Annotated in this window: 20 protein-coding genes and 1 pseudogene; 6 read left to right on the top strand and 15 right to left on the bottom strand. The window is 40.8% G+C overall.

Annotated features, from left to right (window positions below):
- From B8W84_RS08155 to hypA, 15 genes are all read right to left on the bottom strand, one after another.
- Positions 1-665 (bottom strand): molybdopterin-dependent oxidoreductase (locus B8W84_RS08155; protein ID WP_180706062.1); only part of this gene is annotated, 665 nt, incomplete at its 3' end.
- Positions 666-735: 70 nt separating this feature from the next.
- Entirely contained in the window at positions 736-1,290 is a 555-nt protein-coding gene (locus tag B8W84_RS07320; protein ID WP_094752599.1) for a 4Fe-4S dicluster domain-containing protein, read from the bottom strand.
- A gap of 436 nt (positions 1,291-1,726) precedes the next feature.
- Entirely contained in the window at positions 1,727-2,476 is a 750-nt protein-coding gene (hycI, locus tag B8W84_RS07325) for a hydrogenase maturation peptidase HycI (protein ID WP_257797935.1), read from the bottom strand.
- 1 nt (position 2,477) lies between these two features.
- Positions 2,478-3,008, bottom strand: a complete 531-nt coding sequence (locus B8W84_RS07330) for a formate hydrogenlyase maturation HycH family protein (RefSeq protein ID WP_094752600.1) — start codon at positions 3,006-3,008, stop codon at positions 2,478-2,480.
- Between the two features lies 1 nt (position 3,009).
- Positions 3,010-3,795, bottom strand: a complete 786-nt coding sequence (locus tag B8W84_RS07335; RefSeq protein WP_094752601.1) for an NADH-quinone oxidoreductase subunit B family protein — start codon at positions 3,793-3,795, stop codon at positions 3,010-3,012.
- Between the two features lie 9 nt (positions 3,796-3,804).
- The gene (locus B8W84_RS07340) at positions 3,805-4,425 is read right to left on the bottom strand and encodes a formate hydrogenlyase complex iron-sulfur subunit (protein WP_094752602.1); all 621 of its coding nucleotides are present in this window, start codon (positions 4,423-4,425) and stop codon (positions 3,805-3,807) included.
- 27 nt (positions 4,426-4,452) lie between these two features.
- Positions 4,453-6,195, bottom strand: a complete 1,743-nt coding sequence (locus tag B8W84_RS07345; protein WP_094752603.1) for a hydrogenase large subunit — start codon at positions 6,193-6,195, stop codon at positions 4,453-4,455.
- Between the two features lie 20 nt (positions 6,196-6,215).
- Positions 6,216-7,850, bottom strand: a complete 1,635-nt coding sequence (locus tag B8W84_RS07350) for a hydrogenase 4 subunit F (RefSeq protein WP_094752604.1) — start codon at positions 7,848-7,850, stop codon at positions 6,216-6,218.
- 5 nt (positions 7,851-7,855) lie between these two features.
- Positions 7,856-8,506, bottom strand: coding sequence for a hydrogenase 4 membrane subunit (gene hyfE, locus B8W84_RS07355; protein ID WP_094752605.1), 651 nt, complete (start codon positions 8,504-8,506; stop codon positions 7,856-7,858).
- A 14-nt stretch (positions 8,507-8,520) separates the two neighbouring features.
- On the bottom strand, positions 8,521-9,978 hold the full coding sequence (locus B8W84_RS07360) for a hydrogenase 4 subunit D (RefSeq protein WP_308293004.1): 1,458 nt from the start codon (positions 9,976-9,978) through the stop codon (positions 8,521-8,523).
- Positions 9,979-9,993: 15 nt separating this feature from the next.
- A complete protein-coding gene (locus tag B8W84_RS07365; RefSeq protein WP_094752606.1) occupies positions 9,994-10,947 on the bottom strand; it encodes a respiratory chain complex I subunit 1 family protein in 954 nt (317 codons plus the stop codon).
- Positions 10,947-12,980, bottom strand: a complete 2,034-nt coding sequence (gene hyfB, locus B8W84_RS07370; protein WP_094752607.1) for a hydrogenase 4 subunit B — start codon at positions 12,978-12,980, stop codon at positions 10,947-10,949. Before hyfB ends, B8W84_RS07365 begins: the two co-directional genes overlap by 1 nt.
- A gap of 1 nt (position 12,981) precedes the next feature.
- Complete coding sequence (locus B8W84_RS07375; protein WP_094752608.1) at positions 12,982-13,608, bottom strand: 4Fe-4S dicluster domain-containing protein; 627 nt, start codon at positions 13,606-13,608, stop codon at positions 12,982-12,984.
- Between the two features lie 263 nt (positions 13,609-13,871).
- Positions 13,872-14,945 (bottom strand): hydrogenase nickel incorporation protein HypB, encoded by a 1,074-nt coding sequence (gene hypB, locus B8W84_RS07380; RefSeq protein ID WP_094752609.1) that lies wholly within the window; start codon positions 14,943-14,945, stop codon positions 13,872-13,874.
- A 3-nt stretch (positions 14,946-14,948) separates the two neighbouring features.
- A complete protein-coding gene (hypA, locus tag B8W84_RS07385) occupies positions 14,949-15,281 on the bottom strand; it encodes a hydrogenase maturation nickel metallochaperone HypA (RefSeq protein WP_257797936.1) in 333 nt (110 codons plus the stop codon).
- A gap of 313 nt (positions 15,282-15,594) precedes the next feature.
- Between hypA and B8W84_RS07390 the strand changes: the two genes are divergently transcribed.
- From B8W84_RS07390 to B8W84_RS07415, 6 genes and pseudogenes are all read left to right on the top strand, one after another.
- Entirely contained in the window at positions 15,595-16,170 is a 576-nt protein-coding gene (locus B8W84_RS07390; protein WP_094752611.1) for a HupE/UreJ family protein, read from the top strand.
- Positions 16,171-16,226: 56 nt separating this feature from the next.
- The gene (gene hypF / locus B8W84_RS07395) at positions 16,227-18,716 is read left to right on the top strand and encodes a carbamoyltransferase HypF (RefSeq protein WP_094752612.1); all 2,490 of its coding nucleotides are present in this window, start codon (positions 16,227-16,229) and stop codon (positions 18,714-18,716) included.
- Positions 18,717-18,764: 48 nt separating this feature from the next.
- Positions 18,765-19,022, top strand: a complete 258-nt coding sequence (locus tag B8W84_RS07400; RefSeq protein ID WP_094752613.1) for a HypC/HybG/HupF family hydrogenase formation chaperone — start codon at positions 18,765-18,767, stop codon at positions 19,020-19,022.
- Between the two features lie 30 nt (positions 19,023-19,052).
- A pseudogene (gene hypD / locus B8W84_RS07405) lies at positions 19,053-20,166 on the top strand (hydrogenase formation protein HypD).
- Positions 20,167-20,170: 4 nt separating this feature from the next.
- Complete coding sequence (gene hypE / locus B8W84_RS07410; RefSeq protein WP_094752614.1) at positions 20,171-21,172, top strand: hydrogenase expression/formation protein HypE; 1,002 nt, start codon at positions 20,171-20,173, stop codon at positions 21,170-21,172.
- Positions 21,173-21,381: 209 nt separating this feature from the next.
- The gene (locus B8W84_RS07415; protein ID WP_094752615.1) at positions 21,382-22,518 is read left to right on the top strand and encodes a hydrogenase small subunit; all 1,137 of its coding nucleotides are present in this window, start codon (positions 21,382-21,384) and stop codon (positions 22,516-22,518) included.
- Position 22,519 lies beyond the last annotated feature (1 nt).

Consider the following 22,519-nt stretch of genomic DNA (forward strand, 5'->3'; position numbering starts at 1 on the left):
GAGCCATTTTTCATTTGAAGCCATTTATCCGCCACACGTGCACTTTCAATTTTACGTGGGTCACAAACAATGATTTTTGCACCATTTGCTTTGGCTTGAAGAATATGTTTTGCCACAATAGGATGTGAATCACCCGCATTATAACCAAAAATGAGTAAGCATTTTGCATCTTTTATTTCAGTAATAGCGTTGCTCATTGCGCCGTTACCTACAGTTGTCTCCAGACCGGAGACTGATGGTGCGTGTCACACCCTTGCGCAGTGATCCACGTTATTGGTACCAATAACCGCTCGAGCAAACTTTTGCATAACAAAGTTTGCTTCATTACCAGCTCCACGCGCACAACCTGTCGTCATTATCGCATCTGAACCAAAATTAGCTTTGATTGATGATAGGCGAGAACTCGCAAATTCAATCGCTTCATCCCAAGAAACTTTTTCCAATTTCCCGCTTTTTTCTCGTCGGATCATTGGGCTTTTTAACCGTGGTACTAAAAGATTAGTATCATTGAGAAAATCCCAACCATAATACCCTTTTAAACACAGTTCGCCTTCATTAGTACGGCCATTCGCAGCCTCAGCACCTACCACTTTACCGTTTTCAGTCAGTAAGTTTAACTTACATCCTGTACCACAATATGGGCATACTGTTAGTGTCTTTTCCATTTAAAACTCTCACTTTTATAGTTTTATTTTTTACTACAATAACGCTTTTATGAACATTAACCGTCACGAACTAGAAATATTCAAAAGAAATAACATCACCTGCAGCTGACGCTGCTGCCAATTGTTTTTTCTTATTCATTTGATCTAAATCATCAGAAGTGACTAAACGTAACGCATTAGTTGGGCAAACGCGAACACAAGCCGGACCGTCATCACTGTGTGCGCATAAGTCACATTTTAGTGCTTGAGAGGTTTGTTTTTCCGCTTTGAACAACGATGACTCCGCCCCTTTAGCAACCGTAGTTGTAACAACTGTCATCGCACCATAAGGGCAAGCGACCACACAGGTCTTGCAACCGATACAACGCTCTTGGATAACTTTGATATGATTGTCTTCAGAAATAATGGCGTTATTGGGACAGACTTGCGCACAAGGTGCATCATCGCATTGGCGACATAATACAGGTGTCGAAACATCTAAATTTTTAATCACCGTTAAACGTGGTACGAAGCTTTTCTCCGTTAGCTCATAATCTGAACCCTGTTGGTGTGAAATGACACAGGCAATAGTACAAGTTGTACAACCAATACACAGATTAGGATCTGCAAAAACAAATTGATTCATGATTCAACCTTTTCTTAAGTCAGAGACTCTTATGTAACAAAAAACATACTGGCAAACCAGAACGCTTTTGTTGATCCGCTATCATTAATAGCAAATGGTTATTTGCATAAATCATGCCAATAACAAGCCCTTGTGCATATAGCTGTAAATCATTGATTTAAAGGCAAAAGAACAAGATTGCTTTGAATGTTAAATCAGGAAACATTATATATCGACAGCTTATTATTTAAATTCGTCATTAGTGTCGATAGCATAAATGAAGAAGAGAGGCGTCATACACTTGTCAGTGTTACTATAATTAAATGATTGTTATACCAAAGCTAAAACCGTGATAATCAACAATCTAAGCTTACACATTATCCTCTCTTACTATAACAAACACTGCGCAGTACCTTTTTCATTTTAATATACATAGAATTCAGAGTAAGAGCACGCCTTAGTCAGCCCATGATATCGGTAATTTCGCATCGACTTCATTGAATTTTTGCAATGCTTGATAGATCTCTTCAACTGCATATTTTACCATGTCCGTCATAGGAAAAGAGAACGCGACAATAGCAGGTTGAATACCAATAAACTCCACCCTTGGTATAAATTGTTTAAGCTCATCAAGTAAGAAATTTAAGGGCAGAGAGTGCGTAGACATAATAAACATATCCGCAATCGTTTCAGGATCAATAATACGCACAGTACCCGCTTTTTCGGCCATTTCGGCTGCATCCACGAGTACCAATGTTTTAGGCTGCAAACGACGCAAAATATGAATGCTATCTTCAGGTATAGTGCCCCCATCAATGACGAGCCAACCCTTTATTGGGAAATCTATCATCTTTTGAGCTAAATAAGGGCCCACACCATCATCACCCATCATACTATTACCAACGGTCAGTATTACTTTTTCACAGGGATGATTAAACACGTCAGGATCCAGCATGAAAGCACTAGCAGCCGAAGGTTTTATCCCACTGGTAATGCCTGCCATTGCCATATCAGCAACGGATAAATCGACGATAGATAAATTAGCAAGCGCAGGCGCTTGTGTCGACATATCTTCAGCCTCTCGGTTGTGCTGCTCAAACGCTAGAAAATCTGCATCATGAGAAAAACCAGCATCAAAGGATAATATGGTCGGTCTGCTAGCGGTTACTTCTTCTGTATCCTGTTTTTTTACACTTTTATCTCGCATGCTACCTATCTCTTATCATCATATACATCGTTTGCTCATGATAAATTGCGGTCAGTACATTAATAAAAGAATCGGTCATCGCACGTTCTTTCTCACTCATTTTTACTTTATCAACAGCTGAAAAAGCACACGCTAACATGTGTATATGGTCAGGATAAATGGTGATCTCTCCAAATGTAAAATAACGCATCATTTTCTGATGCGCTTCTGTACTTGAATCGAGTAAATTCACCCATTGCTTATATTCTGTAGTGCTAGCTTCAAGGGCCACTTCTAAGCAATCTACGACTCCAATGTGATGTCCAATTGCTAAGGTATAATACAACACTTGCTTAGCCTCTTCAGGTACATTGAATTGTTCATCTACAAATTTACGCTTTAAAGCGTAAAAAAGAACTTTACCTGTGTCGTGTTTTTGAGTCGCCTCTTTATACACATCACTGTTCATGACTTGCTTATCATTTATCGGAAACTGTTCATTTTCCGGAGTAAGGGCCGACTTTGTTATAATATCTGTTGTTAAATTGATCATATTAACCTCGCATAAACGCGAGCGCTTTATGATGTAATATTTCAATTATTTCACTGATACGGGGATCATTTTTTTCAGATAAAAAACGTTTTAAATTAGCATCAACTGTTTCTTGTGTGCTCTTAGCAAGCACAGCCATAAATTCATCAGCCAAAATCCCCCCTTGGCGATATCCAGAAAGAAGACGCGCCTCACGTTCAATAATTGTTTTCAACGCAAGAGGTATGCCCGTATGTTTAAGTGTTGCTTTTTCATTTTCAGCTTCGTTATGACTACGTGCTTTTAATTTTTGGTCGAGTAAACCTAATGCCATTGCAAACCCATAAATGGTCGCTGCAGGTGTCGGGGGACAACCCGGAATATAAACATCGACAGGAACTATTTTGTCAGTGCCTCCCCATACACAATAAAGGTCGTGAAAAATACCACCATCACAACCACAGGCGCCATAAGAGACAACAATTTTAGGGTCGGGTGCGGCTTCATAAGCACGTAAAGCCGGCATACGCATCGCACGTGTCACGGCTCCAGTAAATAATAAAATATCAGCATGACGTGGCGATGCAACTATTTTGATTCCAAACCGTTCGGTATCAAATACTGGTGTTGTAGCTGCAAAAATTTCAATTTCACAACCGTTACAACCACCACAATCAACACGATAAACGTAGGCTGAACGTTTAATTTCTTTGAGTAATGTTTGTTTTAATTTTTTAAAATTAGCATCCTGTATAACAGGGATTGTTTTGGTATGATCATTGCCAACTAATGACTTAATTCCTTTCATATTTTTTCCCTACTCACCTTGATTACTACGCTCTTGTTGAAAGACCTTATCCGCTGATACATCACACGCCAAACTATCATTGGCTAATGCATCATGAAAATATTGCCCATGAACAAGTGTACGACTATCAAGCATATTCGCTCTCCGACAACAACTTGGACAAGTATTTAATAACTGACTTAAGTATGGATCATCACGATCTAAGCCCGACTGTACGAGTAAATCATGCACGTAAGAAACAGCTTTAGTCGGTGCATACGCTTCCGCACATTCAACACAGTGTGCGAGCGTGAAATTAGCTTCTTCGTATAAATCAGCTTTATTGGTGACCGCCAATTCAAATTCTTGTGATAATGTTATGGCGTTTGTCGGGCAAACTTCTTCACAGCGACCACAATAAATACAGCGCGCAAACGAGATCTCCCAGCGGCGTAGATTATTTTCTATATCAGTTTCCATAATTAAAGCATTCGCAGGACATGCTTGCGTACACGCACCACAAGCAATACATTGCTCCGGATCATGCTCAGGCTTGCCACGAAAATCGTCGCATACATCAAGCGGTTCAAAGGGATACTTAATGGTGGTCTTAGTACCTACTTTAATTATGGTTTTAAATAACTTAAACATGGATTTGCCTTAATTATTAGTGACAGCTTACTTCAATGGCGAATTTTTACGCTCAATGCTGTAACGTTCAATTTCTTTGTACGGTATTGTTTTACTTGTCCCTTTCTTCGTATCTATAATTGTCACACGATCGGTACAGGAATAACATGGATCTAAGCTACCAATAATAAGTGGAGCATCCGATACCGTATTACCACGCAACATATAACGCAGTGTCGGCCAATTTGCATAAGTGGCCGCACGACAACGCCAGCGGAATAATTTCTGGTTATCCCCAGTCATACTCCAATGCACATTTTCACCACGTGGCGCTTCAGTAAAGCCAAGTGCAAATTGGAACGGCTTATAGGTAAAGTCTTCCGTCAATAAAGGCCCCTCCGGTAAGTTGCCGAGACCAAACTCGATAATATTTAAGCCATCTAATAGCTCTTTTATACGGACTAAAAGACGCGCTTCAACATCACAGGTATTGAGGCACTGAATTTCCATCGGTACATCAGCATAAGCTTCGAAACTATCGCCATGTGTGCGACGTACATCTCGTGCAAAGCCACTACCACGCACCATAGGACCAACGACACTAAAGTTACGCGCGATTTCAGGCTCAAGACGACCTATTCCTTTCAAACGTTGGTCGATATTAGGCGTGCTTAATAGCATCTCAACAAGATCTGTGAACTCTTTACGAATTTCACGCACTAATTGAATACCTTTAACCCTGTGTTCTTTTTGAATATCACGACGCACACCACCAATCAGGTTTAATCCATAGGTTTTACGTGCACCCGTTAGGAGCTCAGCCAATACCATAGTTTTTTCACGTATGCGGAAAAATTGCATGAATCCCGTATCAAAACCGATAAAATGGCTCGATAAACCAACATTGAGCATATTACTATGCAAACGTTCCACTTCGAGCAAAACAGTACGGATCATTTTTGCACGTGCAGGCACTTCAATACCTAATGCATTTTCAACAGAATTAGTGTAACCAACACTATGGGTAAACCCACAAATACCACACACACGGTCGGTCAAAAAAGCAACTTCTGTATAACCCATGCGTGTTTCAGCTAATTTTTCCATACCACGGTGCACATAGAACATGCGGTAATCAGCATCGATAATATCTTCACCATCAACGAATAAACGAAAATGCCCTGGCTCATCAGATGTAATATGTAACGGTCCTAACGGAATAATACGGTTACTTTTATCACCGAACTCATTATCAAACGCATACGTTTCCGTATCCGTGGTGGGCATCGGGCGTTGACGATAATCCATAGAATCTTTACAAAGCGGATGTAAATCTTCAGGCCAATCATCAGGTAGAACCAAACGCCGCTGATCGGGCAGACCAATCGGTTTCAAGCCGAACATGTCACGTATTTCACGTTCACCCCATACGGCAGCGGGGATCACTGGCGTAATTGAAGGAAACTCTTTTGTTTCTGCATCAACGAGAATTTTAACCATGATCCAACATTTTTCATCACCCTCCATCGACAAAGTATGATAAACCGCAAAATAGCCACTTAGTGTGCGTTCATCATTACCAAACGAGACACTGAGCCACCCATCTTTCTCGAAGTACAACCACTTCATGACCTCAATTAACGATGTATCTTTTATCAAAATCATGATTTGGTTATGCGTACGCCACTCTTCCTCTAAAATTGCGTTCGGAAAGAAGTGATGTATTCCGGCAATATAACTACTGCCTATTTTGCCATTTTTAGGTGTATCTGGAGTATTTTCTTCTAACATAATCAGTTATATCTCTATTCTTAATTTTTTAAATTAATAGGTGCAGTCACCACTAAAGTGGGGACGGTCACTTTTATATTTTTAACACTCAATACCTGTTCATTCTCATCTTGAGCCGTTATTTGTTGCCACGGTAAGTTCACGACATCTAATACAGTTGCACGATCGCTATCAAGCACAATCAATGCGGCTTGATCAACACCACGTAAAACCACATTTGGTATATGAGTACCCATCAATAGCATTAAACCTAATAACACGACTAATGGCACAACCATCATTTTGCTCACTTCGCCTTTAGGCATGTTTTCTGGTTTTTTACCTAATATACACATGGCAACAAAACGTGCTAAACCAGCTAAAACCACAGTAAGCAATAACGCTAAGGCAATCATCAACCCGAGGTGATCGCTCGCAACCCCTCCAGCAATGATCATAAATTCACTTAAAAATAAATTGAACGGTGGCACGCCCCCGAGTGCAAAAGCACCCACAGCAACCACAACACCCGTAACGGGTGTGACACGAAGCACACCTTTTATAACCCCCATGTCGCGCGAACCATATTTAAGTAAAAGATTACCCGAACCACAAAACATAAGTGTTTTACCTAAGCTATGGTTAATAACATGAAGTAAAGCGGCAAAAACCCCAATAGGGCCCAGAGCAATACCCAGCGTAATCAGTCCCATATTTTCTACACTAGAATATGCCAACATCCGTTTAATATCGCGTTGAGCAAGAATAAAGAAAGCAGCAAAAAAGACCGAAAGAAAACCGAAAACCAACAACAACATTTGCGGATAATTAATACCAATCGCTTTATAAGTAATAATGTAATAACGCAGGATCACTAAAAAAGCACAGTTAAGTAATCCTGCAGATAGTAACGCACTGACAGGGCTTGGTGCTTCTGAATGTGCATCGGGTAGCCATGCATGCATAGGAAATAAACCCGTTTTAGTACCAAAGCCAATAATCACAAAGATAAATGCTAAATGCACTAAAGTCGGATCGAGCAATGAAGCATTGTCTCGTATATAAGTCCAGAAAATCGCATTCTCAGGGTGTGCCAAGGTAGCGGCCGCATTGGAATACGTTAAAATAGAGCCAAAGAGGCCAAACGAGACACCAACACTGCAAATAATGATGTATTTCCAGGCTGCTTCTAATGATGAGCGCTGACCATAAATACCGACTAAGAACACTGAGGTGACGGTGGTCGCTTCAATCATCACCCACATCATTATCACATTGTTAGACATCAACGCCACTATCATAGTGGTTAAAAATAAATTAAATAGGCCGTAGTATAATGATACTTTTCGAGCCGACATTTCACCTTTTTGATATTCATGCTCAATGTAACCTAATGAATGCCAACCTGTAAAGAAAGCTACTACGCCTAATACAGCTAGAAATAACGCGGATAAACTGTCAATATATATCCATTTATCAGCCATTAAAAACGCGCCGTTATCAAACACGGTTAGCGCGATGCTGAGCGTTAAAATCAACACACTAAGCATGCTAATGACGTGAACCGCTATCGCAATTTTATAGCCCGACTTTTTAATAAAACAACTTAATAACCCAACGATTGCAGCCACTAATGGTAGCGCAACAACCAAAGGCAGTAACATAGATAAAGACATAACGACTACCCCTTAAGGCTTATAAGTTCTTGCACATCAAGTGTTTGCAATTTAGTGTAAATTTGTCGAACTAAAATAATCATAAATATCACCGCAAATAAAGCATCCATACTAATACCGATCTCCACCAAGCCAGGAGCTTTATTAGCAAGCAAGGCTAAGGTCAGAGACGAACCATTTTCCATTAAGCAGTAACCAAAGAGTTGCTTTAAGATGTTACGTTGACTAACAATACACAAAATACCTAAAAAGAAATGTGCCAGCGAGACAGCCAGTACCGGCCTCAGACCTTCTATTAATGGCAAGTTAACGTTTTTAACAGCGTAACAACAGACACCGACCACAACACCTGCGATCATCAAAATCCAAACTAAATGTATGGCGGGTTTTTCTGATGCTTTATCTCGCATTTGTCTAAACGAGTAATACATCAGCGCGGGTAAAATAATGACCTTAGTAACAAATGATGTCACCGACCATTCATACAATTCTGTTGCATCAAATTTATATGCAATCGCCAAAAAGGTAGACACCAGAACCAATGACTGAATCGCGTACCAAAAAGTCACGGCTTTGGAATTATTCACTGCAATAACCAGCAACGAAGTAATAATCAGTAACGCTGCTAAATTATTAATTAACATATCGCTATTCATAATAAATCCTTAATTTAACTAAACCAACTCGATGCAATAAAGCTTGAGAACAAAGACATAATGATCAAAATTACAATCACAATTTTCATTGATATCGGCAATGGAGATGCATCTTTGACAGCTTCTGATGGTTCGCCTAGCGCTGTTTTCCCGAACCAGTAAAGGATCCAGCCGAAACTTGCTACTGATTCAATCAGCGCAATGATCATGACTGGCATTAACCAAGGGTGCTGTTGAGATAATTGGAAACCTGCTTCAAATAACGGAAATTTACTAAAGAAACCATTAAATGGGGGTACGCCGGTAATCGCCAGTGCAGCAACACCAAACCCTACCGCTAAAATAGGCGAGGTTTTAATAATACCTTTTAGTGAAGGTAACATGCGTGTACCACAAGTGTAACTAAGTGAACCTGCCACTAAGAAAAATAGACTTTTAGCAAAAGCATGGTTAAAGATGTAAGTGATACCACTTTCTAACGCTAGCTTTGAGCCAAAGACGGACAACGACAACGCTAAGAAGATATAGGCAAGCTGAGTAATGGTTGAATAAGCCAACAATCGTTTCATATCTTTTTGTGGTAGATACAAAATAAAGCCGTAGATCATAGTCACAATCGCGCCGATTACACCTATCACACCTATAATGTGCGGAATTTCGCCCCCAGACAAAATAGCCCTCGCAAAAATATATACGCCCACTTTTACCATTGATGCAGCATGTAAATAAGCACTAACCGGAGTAGGAGCATTCATCGCATCGGGCAACCAAACATGAAAGGGAAGTTGTGCTGATTTCCCCCAAGCTGCGAGCATAATACCTAAGAAGACGATAAGTTTAGTTTGATCACTCAGTTGAGCTAGTGCAGAAAGCGAAAAAGTCCCCGTCTCTTTGAACAACAAAGCCGCCGCGATAAACAAACCAATCGATGCAAAATGTGTCACCAATAACGCTTTTAATGCAGCTTTAAGTGACGTGGCTTTTTGATAATAACCAATTAATGCCCAAGAGCATACACCGGTGATCTCAAAAAACAATAATTGACCAATGATAGTTGATGACAACACTAAACCTGCCATTGCACCAATAAAAATCAACAAAAAGGCGTAATAACGTGGCTCACCTTCATGTGGATGTTCACGGTTACCTTCCGTCATGTAACCGAGTGAATAAATGCTAACTAAAAAGCCAAGTACCACCACCGCAATCACAATTAAAGTACTGACAGCATCAAAAGTAAAGCCAAAAAGCTCGGTATTACCGACGTGAAATAACGTATAATGTAGCGAGTTTTGCCCGCTAGTTCGATAAAGAAAGGCTAAGACAAGCACGCCAAGCGAAGCAATACCTGCAAAAATCTGACATATCCATTTCGCCATTGGTTTCGCAACCAGGATGGTGATAAATGCACCCAAAAAAGGCAATAATATGGTCAGAAGCGCCACATTTTTCATTAGAGCAAGGTTTTCCATAATATTCATGTACCTCTATAAACCTGTCAAGTAGAACAAGAAGCCAAGCACCGCAATCCCAAATCCCACCCAAGTCAATTCGTGAGTTTGTACATAGCGGACACGTGCCATGCTGTTTTCCAATACACTTGCAATGCTGAAGCACACAAATAATTTAACTAAAAGCCAAATTGTAGCAATGAGTAATGCTGAAATTGTTAATGTTTCGGCTTTGCCAAAAGGAATAAAAATCGCCAAAAACAGCTGCACCACGACCATTTGCTTTAAACCTAGGCCAATTTTCATTAATGCTAAACCCGATCCAGAATATTCCGTCATCGGTCCTTCTTGCAATTCTTGTTCAGCTTCTGCAACATCAAAAGGTAATTTTCCCATTTCAATGAAGATAACAAAAGCACAGGCGGCTCCAGCTACCACCGTTGCAACTGGCGCGATCCAAGGGAGTGTTGCCAATGTGGTACTGATATGACCTAAATCTGACGATCCGGTGATCAGCGCAACAGTAAAAACAGATAAAATTAAGGTAGGCTCAACCAACACACCTAACGTTAATTCTCTACTCGAGCCTAAACCAGCAAATACGCTACCTGAATCTAACCCTGACAACGCAAAAAAGAAGCGGAAAATGGCGAATAAATAAATGTCAGTGATCACATCTCCCGCAATGGGAAAGGGAGACTGATTTGTCACCGCAGGCATCGCCATTGCAACTAGCGCCATGGTGATGATTAACACCCAAGGTGTGATAGAAAAAATCATGCCTGATGGTGAGGGCGCAACATCTTGACGGCGTAGTAATTTATACAAATCACGGTAATCTTGCAGTACACCAGGCCCTTGTCTTGAATGCATTTTTGCACGGATAACACGGGATAAACCGGTAAACAACGGTGCCAGCGCGAGCATTATTAAAGCTTGAATGATAGCGAGTGTTATCATCCCAATGCTTGGAATCTCAAGTCCTTGCATTATTTCACTCCTAGATCAAATGGAATTAACAACAAGATAACCAATGCAATAACCATATATAGGCAATACCAACGGAAATCACCAAATTGCATGCGTTGCACAATACGCGATAAGCTTTGTGTTGTACGCGCAATGGGCATAAAAATATAATCATCGAAACAAGGCTCTATACGCGCTGCAAACGAGGTGGTTTTAATTAAGATCCAAGTAAAGGGAATCGCTAGATTTAATTTGTCACGCAAGGTATATAACGGCGCATACATAGAGCGAAGAGTATGTGTAAAACTACCCGCATCCACAGTCATACGCTCTTCGTAAGCGTAACCACATGCCCAAGGATCGTTACTATGACGACGCTTCATTTTCTGACCTTTAAATAAAGTGACAAGTGCAAAAGGGATCAACAACAGTAATAGTAATGAAATCGCAATAATAGGCTCTGACAAAATAGCCTGATGCGCAATACCTGGCACTAACGCTAAACCATGTGCCACGGTAACAGCTTGACCTCCGTGCACTAAACTTGCCGCTACGCCTTTAATAACAGGCGCTATCCAAGGTGAACCAATGCCAAGTACGATACACATAAGCGCCAGTAAGCTTGTACCTATGACCATTGCAATCGGAGCTTCTGTCGCATTACTGCTCGCTTTACTTTTCGGTGCACCTGAAAAACACACACCATACACTTTAACAAAACACATACACGCAAGTGCACCCGTTAAAGCTAGCATCACGACCGCAACGATGCTGCCTAGCGACATCATCAAATCGCCTTGGCGACCCATGGTCAATAATGATTGATAAATAAACCATTCACTAACAAACCCGTTTAAAGGAGGCAAAGCAGAGATTGCCATCGTCCCAATTAAAAAAGCAATCGCGGTGTAAGGCATTAATTTTCCAAGTCCGCCCATTTTATCCATGTCTTTAGTGTGAATTCTGAATATGACCGAGCCTGCACCTAGAAATAACAACCCCTTAAAAACTGCATGATTTAACATGTGGTACAATCCACCTAATAAACCAATCGTAGCAAGCACCGGATGATGCGTTGCAATACCCACCATGCCAACACCTACACCCATTAAGATAATTCCGATATTCTCAACAGTGTGATAGGCCAATAGTCGTTTAATGTCATGTTCAGCAAGGGCATAAAGCACCCCCAAAACAGAAGACACTGCGCCAAAAGCTAAGACTAAGTAACCCCACCACGCAGTATCTGCACCTAAAAAATCGATACCGACTTTAATTATCCCAAAAACACCAATTTTCACCATCACTCCCGACATTAATGCTGAGGCATTAGAGGGGGCTGCTGGATGCGCAAGGGGTAACCAACTATGCAGAGAAATAATTCCTGCTTTGGCACCAAAGCCAAAAAAAGCCAGTAAGAACACCACCGACTCCATTGCTGGCGAAAGATGTGCTGCACGAAAATCTTGGAAATTTAAACTACCGGTTGCACGATATAAAATAAAGAAGGCAATCATTATCAGCACTGAGCCTGCGTGCGCAATCAAAAAATACTGCAATCCTGCACGAATCGACGCTTCTTTTTGTTCAAAGACAACCAAAAAGTAGGACGCTAGTGACATCATTTCAAAGAAGATAATGAAATAAAAGGCATTATCAGAGATAACTAAAGCGACCATCGATGCGATAAAGGTATTCATGAAGAACCCCATCGCCCAAGCACCTTTGCCTTTATACTCTTGCATATAAGCAAGGGAATAAATGCTACAGGCAATCACTATCAATGAAATAATAAACACCATTAATGAAGACAATGGGTCTAAGCGTAATATGCAATCTGCAAAATAAAACGGTGATGAGATTTGATAATTCATTGCATCAGCGCCAAACAGAACAGGTAAGGAAGCGCAAACGCCAAGTATACCGCCAATTGTCGCTAATACACCGGAGATGGCTATCCCTATCGATTCCTTTTTTGCCGAAAGAAGAAGCGACATGATCGCAGCTACGACATACAGCGATATTGATGAAAATAATAGCGTAAAAGAAAACATATTATTTATCCTCCGAAGACATGCAGGTAATCAATGACAATAAAGACCCTGCATTAGCCGCGTCATTTTGTTTTTGTTTTTGCATGGCCAGAGTATTATTAGGATCTACGATGAACAAAGCTTTCGTTGGGCACGCCTCAACACATGCAGGCCCACCTTCCAGATGAGCACAAAGATCGCATTTAATAGCGATATTTTTTACACCGGGTTCCCACGATAATATATCTTTACCGAAACAAATTGGTGAAGAGGTTGTAGGATTACTGCTTCGGACATTCGAGGGAATATATGCATCATAAGCATGAGCAAGTCCTACTCCACGGCTACCACTAAAGGCTACCGCGCCAAAAGGACAAGCAATAGCGCATAATCTGCAACCAATACAGAGGCTTTCATTAATATGGATGCTACCGTTTTTATGAGTGATAGCATTCACCGGACAAACAGTCGCACAGGGTGCATCTTCACAGTGACGACACAATACAGGTGCAGTTGCATCTTTATTGCGTATCACTGTTAACCTAGGGTGGGCTTGCAAACCTTCAGCTTTATGGGTGGTTGAACACGCTGCCATGCAGGTATCACAACCAATACATAACTTCGGATCAGCAATTACAAAGCGATTCATAATTAACCTTAGTTAATGAGTTAAATTGGAAATTCTACCCCCTAAAAGCAAAAACCGATCCAACTTTGTAAGTTGCGCCAAAATAGCTATAACACACTGTTTTTTATCGAAAATAATCTAAAACCTTAACCAAAAAACACCTTCCCATCTCTTTTTTCGACACATGTGACGATGTATTTCATTGAGTGACGAGCGTCACACACACAAAAAAGCCGTCACTGCAAAAGGACGGCTTGATCGTTAGCTTGGGTTATACACAGACATTAATTTTCTTTTAGCCAATCTAACCACGATTGCATACCCTCACCAGTCGTTGCGGATAATACGATCACTTGAATGTAAGGGTTCACCTTTTTAGCGTTAGCAATACAAATATCTACATCAAATTCCACATAAGGCAACAAATCTATTTTATTGATGATCATCAATTGAGAAGCTGCAAACATATTTGGATATTTAAGAGGCTTATCATCCCCTTCTGTCACAGATAAAATCGCGACTTTGTATTTTTCGCCTAAATCAAAACTAGCAGGACACACTAAGTTCCCAACGTTTTCGATAAACAGTAGACCGCCTTTACTTAGTTGTAATTGATGACAAGCATCATGCACCATTTTGGCATCTAAGTGGCACCCCTTACCAGTGTTTACTTGCACGGCAGGCACGCCTGTAGCACGTATACGATCGGCATCATTTGAGGTCTGTTGATCCCCCTCAATCACCGCGCAAGCACGCTCAGCTTGGATAAGATTCAACGTTTTCGTTAGTAACGTGGTTTTACCTGAGCCAGGGCTTGAAACAAGATTTAATACGAACTGTTCATCTTGCTTAAAATGCTCACGATTGTGTTTGGCTATCTGGTTATTCTTATCTAAAATGTCGGTTTCAATTTTCAGCAAACGATGCTGAGTAAGTCCAGAAATATGCACACCTGCTTCACCACTACCATAATGTAAATCATTATTTTCATCTACGGTCGCTTTGAAGTCTTCATGAGCGTCTAATTCATGAGCAACATGTCCGTGATGCGGATGAACATGGCTATGCTCTGCATGATTGTGTGCAACACCATGAGAATGCCCATGATCGTGACAAGCATGCGGTGCATGATGCTCAGTTGCACTAACTTCATGATGGTAGTGATGGTGAATAGTCACCTGCGTCGCAGCTGGGTAATGGTGATGATGAACGTCACCAGAAACTCTAAGAGACGATTCATATTCATTCACTCGGCGCGACGAACCTTCTTGTGCATGGTGATATTCACCCAATGAAACATGAGAATGATGCTCATGTTCTTCGATTTTAGTGTCGCCACATCCACATACTCCACACATACGCTACTCTACCTCTATTTCTTTCACGCGTAATTCATCTCCCTTAATAACTTTCAATTGAAAGCCATCACAAGTTGGACAAGCATTACCACGCTGTTTTAAAACGACGTCTTTGCCACAGGTAAAGCAATATGCTTGCCCTGCAACAGACTCAATATGTAATGTTGAATGTTCAGCAATCGTCTCACGCGCTGCCATTTCATAACAAAACTCAATGGTCTCTGGTTCAATACACGACAGAGCACCTATCTCTAACCACACGGCAGTCACTTTTTTAAAACCTTGCTTTTGAGCAGACTCGACCACCAAATTAACGGTATCTATACTAATAGACATTTCGTGCATACGTATCCTGATGATAGTGTGGTAATTCAATGCCCATTATTAAAACACTCAATTTCCGTTGCCAAGTTGATACCAATCAAAAGAGCATAAATGTCGATATCTTTCATCTTTATCTATTATATATTATAAAACCAACAAAAAACCCTTTAAAAACAACAATAAAAATAACTTATATCTTTACTAAATATCTGGCACGAATTATGCTATACATTGTAGTTAACTTTTTACAGTGTTTAAACCTTTTTTCGATACCATTATCGTAATCACCTATCTAACATTGATTCACCGTTCATAAGGATTCAAAATGAAAAAAACAACCCTCGGCATTATCACGATTAGTACTCTTTTATTATCACCCATAGCATCTGCCCATGTAGGATCTTTTCATATTCACAATTCTTTATTAGATGGCCTTATTCACCCATTTACAGGCCTAGATCACCTAACAATGCTAATGGCTATCGGGGTTATGGCGCAGCATTTAAAAGAGACTAAAAAATCAATACTAATGATGGCAACGACCATTGCCCTAATGCTCTCTGGTTTAGCATTAGGATCTATATTTTCTGGTGCACCTAGCGTTGAAGGTCTCATTACGGGGTCATTATTTATTGCGGCATTTAGCTTATGGAGCCAAGCACGCACGGGAAATGACATCAAGAAATTACTGCTTAATATCGCATCAGTTTCTTTCATTTTAATGCATGGTTGGGCACACGGCGCTGAATTCACCAGTTCAAGTTTAACTTATTTTGGTATGGGTATGACTTGTTCTGCAATTATCATTATGTCTATGGGCTTTTACTTATCACGTTTTGTTCCAACAAAACTCTTAGCAAAAGTAACCGCAGTTTGTGGTCTTATCGTTACCTTTGCTTAATCGCTCGTAAGTAACCAGATCCAGAAAACGACAGCAATGATAAAAAGAGATGCGTTATGCGACTAACACGAAGATTAATTGAAGTATGCGGTATTGTGCAAGGTGTGGGATTTCGTCCCTTTATATTTCGCCTTGCCACTAAGCATAACTTGATTGGCTGGGTACTTAATCACGCACAGGGTGTCAGTATTGATGCGCAAGGCACAAAGGCAGAGCTTGATACTTTCATTGAAAACATTCGGCATCAAGCTCCACCATTAAGTCATATTGACACGCTCACTTGGCAACAATGTGAGTTACACTCAAGTACTGACATGCCCGATAAACATCAATTTTCGATACGCCAAAGTAACGTCTCTTTAATAAAAAACAATGTTGCTGATAGTCAGTTCAGCACGCATATATCCCCTGATTTTGGAATATGTAACGCTTGTTTATACGACATTCGCGATCCCAGTAGTCGTTATTATCACTATCCACTCACTAACTGCACACATTGCGGACCGCGCTTTAGCATTATCCGCGCCTTGCCCTACGACAGAAAAAACACATCGATGGCAGATTTTACGATGTGTGCAGAATGTTTGCATGCCTACGAAGATCCAAACAATCGACGCTATCACGCACAGCCCATTAGCTGCCCCCATTGCGGACCTCAAATTCAATGGCGCATACCTCACAATGCAAGTTCGCCAGCCTTAGAATCGATGGCGGTATTACAACAAGCAGCGAGTGCTATTACAGCCGGTAATATAGTGGCAATTAAAGGCATAGGCGGTTTTCATTTGGTTTGTGATGCCACCAATAAAAGTGCCATTAACAAACTGCGGAAAAGTAAACATCGCCCAAGTAAACCATTCGCTATCATGGTTAAAGATCGTGCGCAAGCGCGACATTATGTACAAGGCTGTGAAACCCAATGGAAACTACTTGAATCACAACAACGCCCAATAACATTGCTACGTAAGCATAGTGTTTTATCACTAAAAACAAAGGCAAGTAACACCGACATAACAACAGAGCTTGCCAATAACATCGCTGAAAACGTCCCTTATTTAGGCATAATGATGCCCTACACTCCGTTGCACTATTTATTATTTGATTATCTTGATGTGCCACTAGTGTTCACCAGCGCCAACCGTACAGGCCACCCAATATTAACTGAAGGTGACGACGTCGTCGCCAGTTTTAAACAGACCATTGTAGGGCTTATCGATCACCCAAGAAAAATCATCAATACTTGTGACGACAGCCTGGTACATTTTGCCGGTGGTCAGCGTCAAATGCTACGCTTAGGCAGAGGATTCGCACCCTATTATTTCGCATTGCCAAATATTTTAACGCAACCGACATTAGCCGTGGGCGCACAACAAAAAGTCAGTTTTGCCATTGGTGCACGCCAAAGTAAGCAACAAAGCCAAGCTATTATTAGCCCTTATATTGGCGATTTAAATAACTTAGACATGCAACAACATTATCAAGATCGTGTAGCGAGCCTTACACAGTTACATCAAATTAAGGTAGCTCGTTATTGTTGTGACAAGCACCCAAGATATACCACGCATCAATGGGCGCACCAGCAAGCAAATATCACATCAGCGGAAATTAGCATGGTGCCACATCATTATGCACACGTTTTATCTGTCATGGCCGAGCACCAATTACAACGTGATGTATTAGGCTTTAGCTTTGATGGCACAGGTCTTGGTGATCTCGATGCAGAGCAACGAGAAAAACATCACTCCGGCTCAAAGATGCAGTGCAACTTATGGGGAGGCGAAGTCTTTATTGCCGACACTAAAAACTGCCAACGACGCTATTCATTAAAACCCTTTAGACTGATTGGTGGAGAGAAAGCGATCACTTCGCCACCACGTTTATTATTTTCTCTCTTACTTGAATATTATTCATTTGAACAAATAATATTCATGCAGCTTAGTCCTTTCCAAAACTTACTCACACATCAACTAGAAAATTGGCATCGACTCTGGGAACAAGGCATTAATAGTCCCTATACCAGCTCAATCGGTCGTTTTATTGATGCTTATTGTGCCTTACTGACGGGGATAGAAACGATTACCTTTGATGGTGAATGTGGTTTATTACTTGAACAGTTGGCATTATCAGAGGAAAATAATGGCGATGTTAATCAGATAAATAATCACCCTTCTTTATTTACTATCCATGAAGGTGAATTTGATTTTCTACCACTGCTTAAACATATTATCGAGATCTTATCATCCGATAAAAGCGCCTCTTTTTATAAAAAATGCGCGCAATTATTATTTACGCAAATAAGTGATTTAATTGTTAAAATTAGTGACCAACACCCCACACTGCCAATAGTACTTTGCGGTGGAGTATTCCAAAATAGAGTATTGATGGATACCGTGTTAACTCAGTTGAAAAATCTAGATAAAACGTATTACGTTAGTCAAACCATACCCTTAAACGATGGGGGTATTGCAGCAGGCCAGCTTTGGTTTATCGCCCATCAAAATCAGGTAGAAAACGAAAAAATGATAACGACTAATAGTGTCAACTAATTCAACGTAACCTTTACCCTATCAACCCTCAACATTAAGAGAAACACTATGTGCTTATGTATACCGTCTAAAATTTGTGCGTTTCACGACGAAGAGGGCCTGGTGACAGTGGATACCTTAGGTGTTCAGCGCCAAATATGTACTCAATTAATAAGCGAACCACTCGCTATTGGAGACTATCTTCTGATCCACGTTGGCTTTGCCATTAGCAAGCTCAATCACGAAGAAGCACAAGAAAGCCTAACTGAATATCGCTCAATGCTGGACAATATGTCCGCAGAAGATGCACAAGCCCTATTTAATTAACAGCATGACATTAACGCGTGGAAAAATAGCATGGATTTAAAAGAACTATATCAGGGTTTCCGTGATCCTTTGATCATGAAGGCACTCACCAAGAAAATTAACATAAACGCGAAACAGTTACCTCATCCACTTAAGGTGATGGAAGTGTGTGGCGGACATACTCATACCATTATGAAATATGGATTAATGCAACTACTACCTGAAAATATTGAATTTATTCATGGTCCAGGTTGCCCTGTGTGCATCATGCCGAAAGAAAGAATCGATCAGGCAATTGAACTTGCTATGCTACCTGACACTATTTTAGTCACATTAGGCGATATGATCCGCGTGCCTGGATCAAAAGGCACGCTCGCACAATGTCGAGCCCGTGGCGGTGATATCCGCCCCATTTACGACCCGATGGATACGCTTGTCATAGCAAAAGAAAACCCTACAAAATCAGTCATTTACTTTGCGATTGGTTTTGAAACTACGACTCCAATGACGGCTGTTTTAATGCAAGTTGCAGATCAACAAAAACTAAGCAACTTTTATGTTCACTGTAATCATGTTTTAGTTCCTCCAGCTATTAATGCTGTAATGTCAGATGGTCGCGCCAAAATAAACGCATTTATTGGGCCGTCACATGTCAGTGTGATAACGGGTGCAAAAATATATCAATGTGTGGCAGACAAATATAATCTTCCTGTCGTAGTGGCTGGCTTTGAACCCGTTGATGTCATGCAATCGATACTGATGTTAGTCGATCTTACCATTGCAGCAGCTCAACACGACTCCCCTCCAGGAATGTCAATTCAATACAGCCGTGCGGTAAGCATGGAAGGTAACTTGATTGCGCAAACAAAAATCAATGAGGTTTTTGAAATTCGAGATGTATTTCGCTGGCGCGGTTTAGGCGACATTGCTAATTCTGCCTTAAAAATACGCGATAAATATGCACACTTTGATGCTGAGATTGTCTTCAAAGCCCATTTTTTTACGTGGTTTAGCAAAACCAAATCAGTGTAAAGTTTTCGGAAAAAACTGTACTCCTAGCCAGCCAATGGGCAGTTGCATGGTGAGCTCTGAGGGCGCATGTAATGCGTATTTTCGTTATTCTGGTTTAAATAAAAAAATGCAAACAAAAAAAGAGTTTAGGTAGCAATATGCAACAAATACAATTAAGTCACGGTGGTGGCGGTCAAGAAATGAATCGCTTGATCAAAGATCTGTTCTTCCATCACTTCACAAATAAAATATTATTAAAAATGGAAGATGCTGCCATTTTACCCACTAACGGAAAAATCGCATTTACCACCGACAGCTTTACGGTTTCACCTCTTTTCTTTGCAGGTGGCGACATCGGAAAATTAGCCATTGCAGGAACAGTCAACGACCTTGCAATGATGGGAGCTAAACCGGAATATTTAAGCTGTAGCTTTATGATTGAAGAAGGTTTTAGTTACGCAGATTTAAAAACAATAGTACAAAGTATGCAAAAAGAATTAGCCGTATCTGGGGCGAAAATTGTCTGTGGCGACACGAAAGTTGTGCCTAGGGGAACGTTAGATGGTGTATTTATTAACACCACCGGTGTAGGCAGTTTTTATCATTCTCAAACGTTATCCGCCAGTGCTATTCAAGCAGGCGATGCTATTCTATTATCTCGCGATATTGGTTGTCATGGAAGTTGTATTTTGATGGCGCGTGATGCGTTAAAACTGAGCTCTAACCTCATTAGTGATTGTGCAACTTTATGGCCAGTTGTAGAGATGCTACTCGATAAAAATATCACACTACATGCCTTACGTGATGCAACGCGTGGGGGGATATCTGCGGTATTAAATGAATGGTGCGTTGCCTCAGAGGTTCAACTTGACATCAATGAAGAGAATATTCCAGTGAGCGATGAAGTCAATGGCTTATGTGAACTATATGGTTTTGAATCTTACGATCTGGCAAATGAAGGCACGATGGTATTAGCCGTGCCTCAATCAGAAGTGGCTGCTACATTAGCCGTTTTGCGCCTGTTTTCTGTCTCTGCAAGTCATATAGGTAATGCCTGTCACAATGAAGAAGGCAATCATAAAGTGATTTTACATAGCCCTTGGGGCAGTCGTCGTTACCTTGATCTTCCACAGGGCGAATTATTACCTAGGATTTGTTAACAAACGCAACTATCTAGTTGTTACATAAGATAAAAGTGTGTTTTAATACGCATTAAAATTTCGAAGTGGAAATAATAATCACGTAATTGAGACTATTATCCCTACTAACATAAAGAACAACATTATTTCACACTAGAAATAATGTAAACTGTGTGGATATTATGCTGGTCTTAGAAACCCATTATCCCTTTATTTAAAAGGCATGAAACATGGAAACTCATAAAGCTTTATTCCAGCAAGGTCAACATCGCCTTGATAAACTGAAGCAATTAGCACCACGAGCGGGCGATAGTCTACTTGAAAAAATGTCGGCGAAAGGCATTAATCGTCGCGACTTTATGAAATGGAGTGCTGTGGTGACTTCCATGTTAGCACTACCCAACCCTTTTACGAGTCTAGTAGCGCAAGCTGCTGAAATCGCGGATCGTGTCCCTTTGATTTGGCTCCATTTAGCAGAGTGTACGGGTTGTACTGAATCGCTTCTACGCGCAGATACACCATCCATTGATACGCTTATTTTTGATCATGTGTCATTGGAATACCATGAAACATTAATGGTAGCGTCAGGTTTCCAAGCAGAAGAAAACTTACAAAACGCACTTGAAAAATACAAAGGTAAGTATTTACTAGCCGTTGAAGGTGGGGTTCCTACCGCAGATAATGGGTCATTCTTAACCTTAGGCCCACATGGTGAAACTGGTCTTAGTCGCGTACAAAAAGCAGCTAAAGATGCCGTCGCTATTATTGCCGTTGGCACCTGTGCTTCTTTTGGCGGAATTCAAGCCGCCGCGCCAAATCCAACGGGCACAAAAGGCGTACAAGAAGTAGTGAAACAACCCGTAATAAATTTAGGTGGTTGCCCCCCTAACGAACGTAATATTGTCGGCACATTAATGTATTATATCATGTTCGGAAAACTACCCCCCTTAGATATGTTCAACCGTCCCAAATGGGCTTACGGCTCCCGAGTGCACGATGACTGTGAACGTCGAGGCCACTTTGATTCTGGAGAATTTGTAGAAGAATTTGGTAGCCAAGAAGCAAAAGATGGCCATTGCTTGTACAAAATGGGATGTAAAGGCCCCTACACTTACAATAACTGCCCAACCGAACGCTTTAATGGACACACTAGCTGGCCTGTACTTGCAGGGCATGGCTGTATTGGCTGTTCTGAACCCGATTTTTGGGACGCTATGTCTGATTTTGAAAAACCGCTAAGTCGCCGCTTATTAACCGGATTAGACAGTACTGCGGATACCATTGGTGCAGTCATACTCGGCGCCGCAGTTGTCGGTATAGGGGCACATGCCATTGCTACTTTTTTTGTTAAACCTGTGGATTATTGAT

Source organism: Psychromonas sp. CD1 (assembly GCF_002239585.1).
Taxonomy (GTDB): Bacteria; Pseudomonadota; Gammaproteobacteria; order Enterobacterales; family Psychromonadaceae; genus Psychromonas.

What these genes read in the sequence shown, in the direction of transcription:
- hypE (WP_094752614.1), top strand. Translation starts at nt 20,171, where the DNA reads ATGCAACAAATACAATTAAGTCACGGTGGTGGCGGTCAAGAAATGAAT.
- B8W84_RS07360 (WP_308293004.1), bottom strand. Translation starts at nt 9,978, where the DNA reads ATGGAAAACCTTGCTCTAATGAAAAATGTGGCGCTTCTGACCATATTA.
- B8W84_RS07390 (WP_094752611.1), top strand. Translation starts at nt 15,595, where the DNA reads ATGAAAAAAACAACCCTCGGCATTATCACGATTAGTACTCTTTTATTA.
- hypF (WP_094752612.1), top strand. Translation starts at nt 16,227, where the DNA reads ATGCGACTAACACGAAGATTAATTGAAGTATGCGGTATTGTGCAAGGT.
- B8W84_RS07320 (WP_094752599.1), bottom strand. Translation starts at nt 1,290, where the DNA reads ATGAATCAATTTGTTTTTGCAGATCCTAATCTGTGTATTGGTTGTACA.
- B8W84_RS07375 (WP_094752608.1), bottom strand. Translation starts at nt 13,608, where the DNA reads ATGAATCGCTTTGTAATTGCTGATCCGAAGTTATGTATTGGTTGTGAT.
- hypA (WP_257797936.1), bottom strand. Translation starts at nt 15,281, where the DNA reads ATGTCTATTAGTATAGATACCGTTAATTTGGTGGTCGAGTCTGCTCAA.
- B8W84_RS07345 (WP_094752603.1), bottom strand. Translation starts at nt 6,195, where the DNA reads ATGTTAGAAGAAAATACTCCAGATACACCTAAAAATGGCAAAATAGGC.
- B8W84_RS07330 (WP_094752600.1), bottom strand. Translation starts at nt 3,008, where the DNA reads ATGATCAATTTAACAACAGATATTATAACAAAGTCGGCCCTTACTCCG.
- hypB (WP_094752609.1), bottom strand. Translation starts at nt 14,945, where the DNA reads ATGTGTGGAGTATGTGGATGTGGCGACACTAAAATCGAAGAACATGAG.
- B8W84_RS07340 (WP_094752602.1), bottom strand. Translation starts at nt 4,425, where the DNA reads ATGTTTAAGTTATTTAAAACCATAATTAAAGTAGGTACTAAGACCACC.
- hyfB (WP_094752607.1), bottom strand. Translation starts at nt 12,980, where the DNA reads ATGTTTTCTTTTACGCTATTATTTTCATCAATATCGCTGTATGTCGTA.
- B8W84_RS07415 (WP_094752615.1), top strand. Translation starts at nt 21,382, where the DNA reads ATGGAAACTCATAAAGCTTTATTCCAGCAAGGTCAACATCGCCTTGAT.
- hyfE (WP_094752605.1), bottom strand. Translation starts at nt 8,506, where the DNA reads ATGAATAGCGATATGTTAATTAATAATTTAGCAGCGTTACTGATTATT.
- hycI (WP_257797935.1), bottom strand. Translation starts at nt 2,476, where the DNA reads ATGCGAGATAAAAGTGTAAAAAAACAGGATACAGAAGAAGTAACCGCT.
- B8W84_RS07365 (WP_094752606.1), bottom strand. Translation starts at nt 10,947, where the DNA reads ATGCAAGGACTTGAGATTCCAAGCATTGGGATGATAACACTCGCTATC.
- B8W84_RS07350 (WP_094752604.1), bottom strand. Translation starts at nt 7,850, where the DNA reads ATGTCTTTATCTATGTTACTGCCTTTGGTTGTTGCGCTACCATTAGTG.
- B8W84_RS07400 (WP_094752613.1), top strand. Translation starts at nt 18,765, where the DNA reads ATGTGCTTATGTATACCGTCTAAAATTTGTGCGTTTCACGACGAAGAG.
- B8W84_RS07335 (WP_094752601.1), bottom strand. Translation starts at nt 3,795, where the DNA reads ATGAAAGGAATTAAGTCATTAGTTGGCAATGATCATACCAAAACAATC.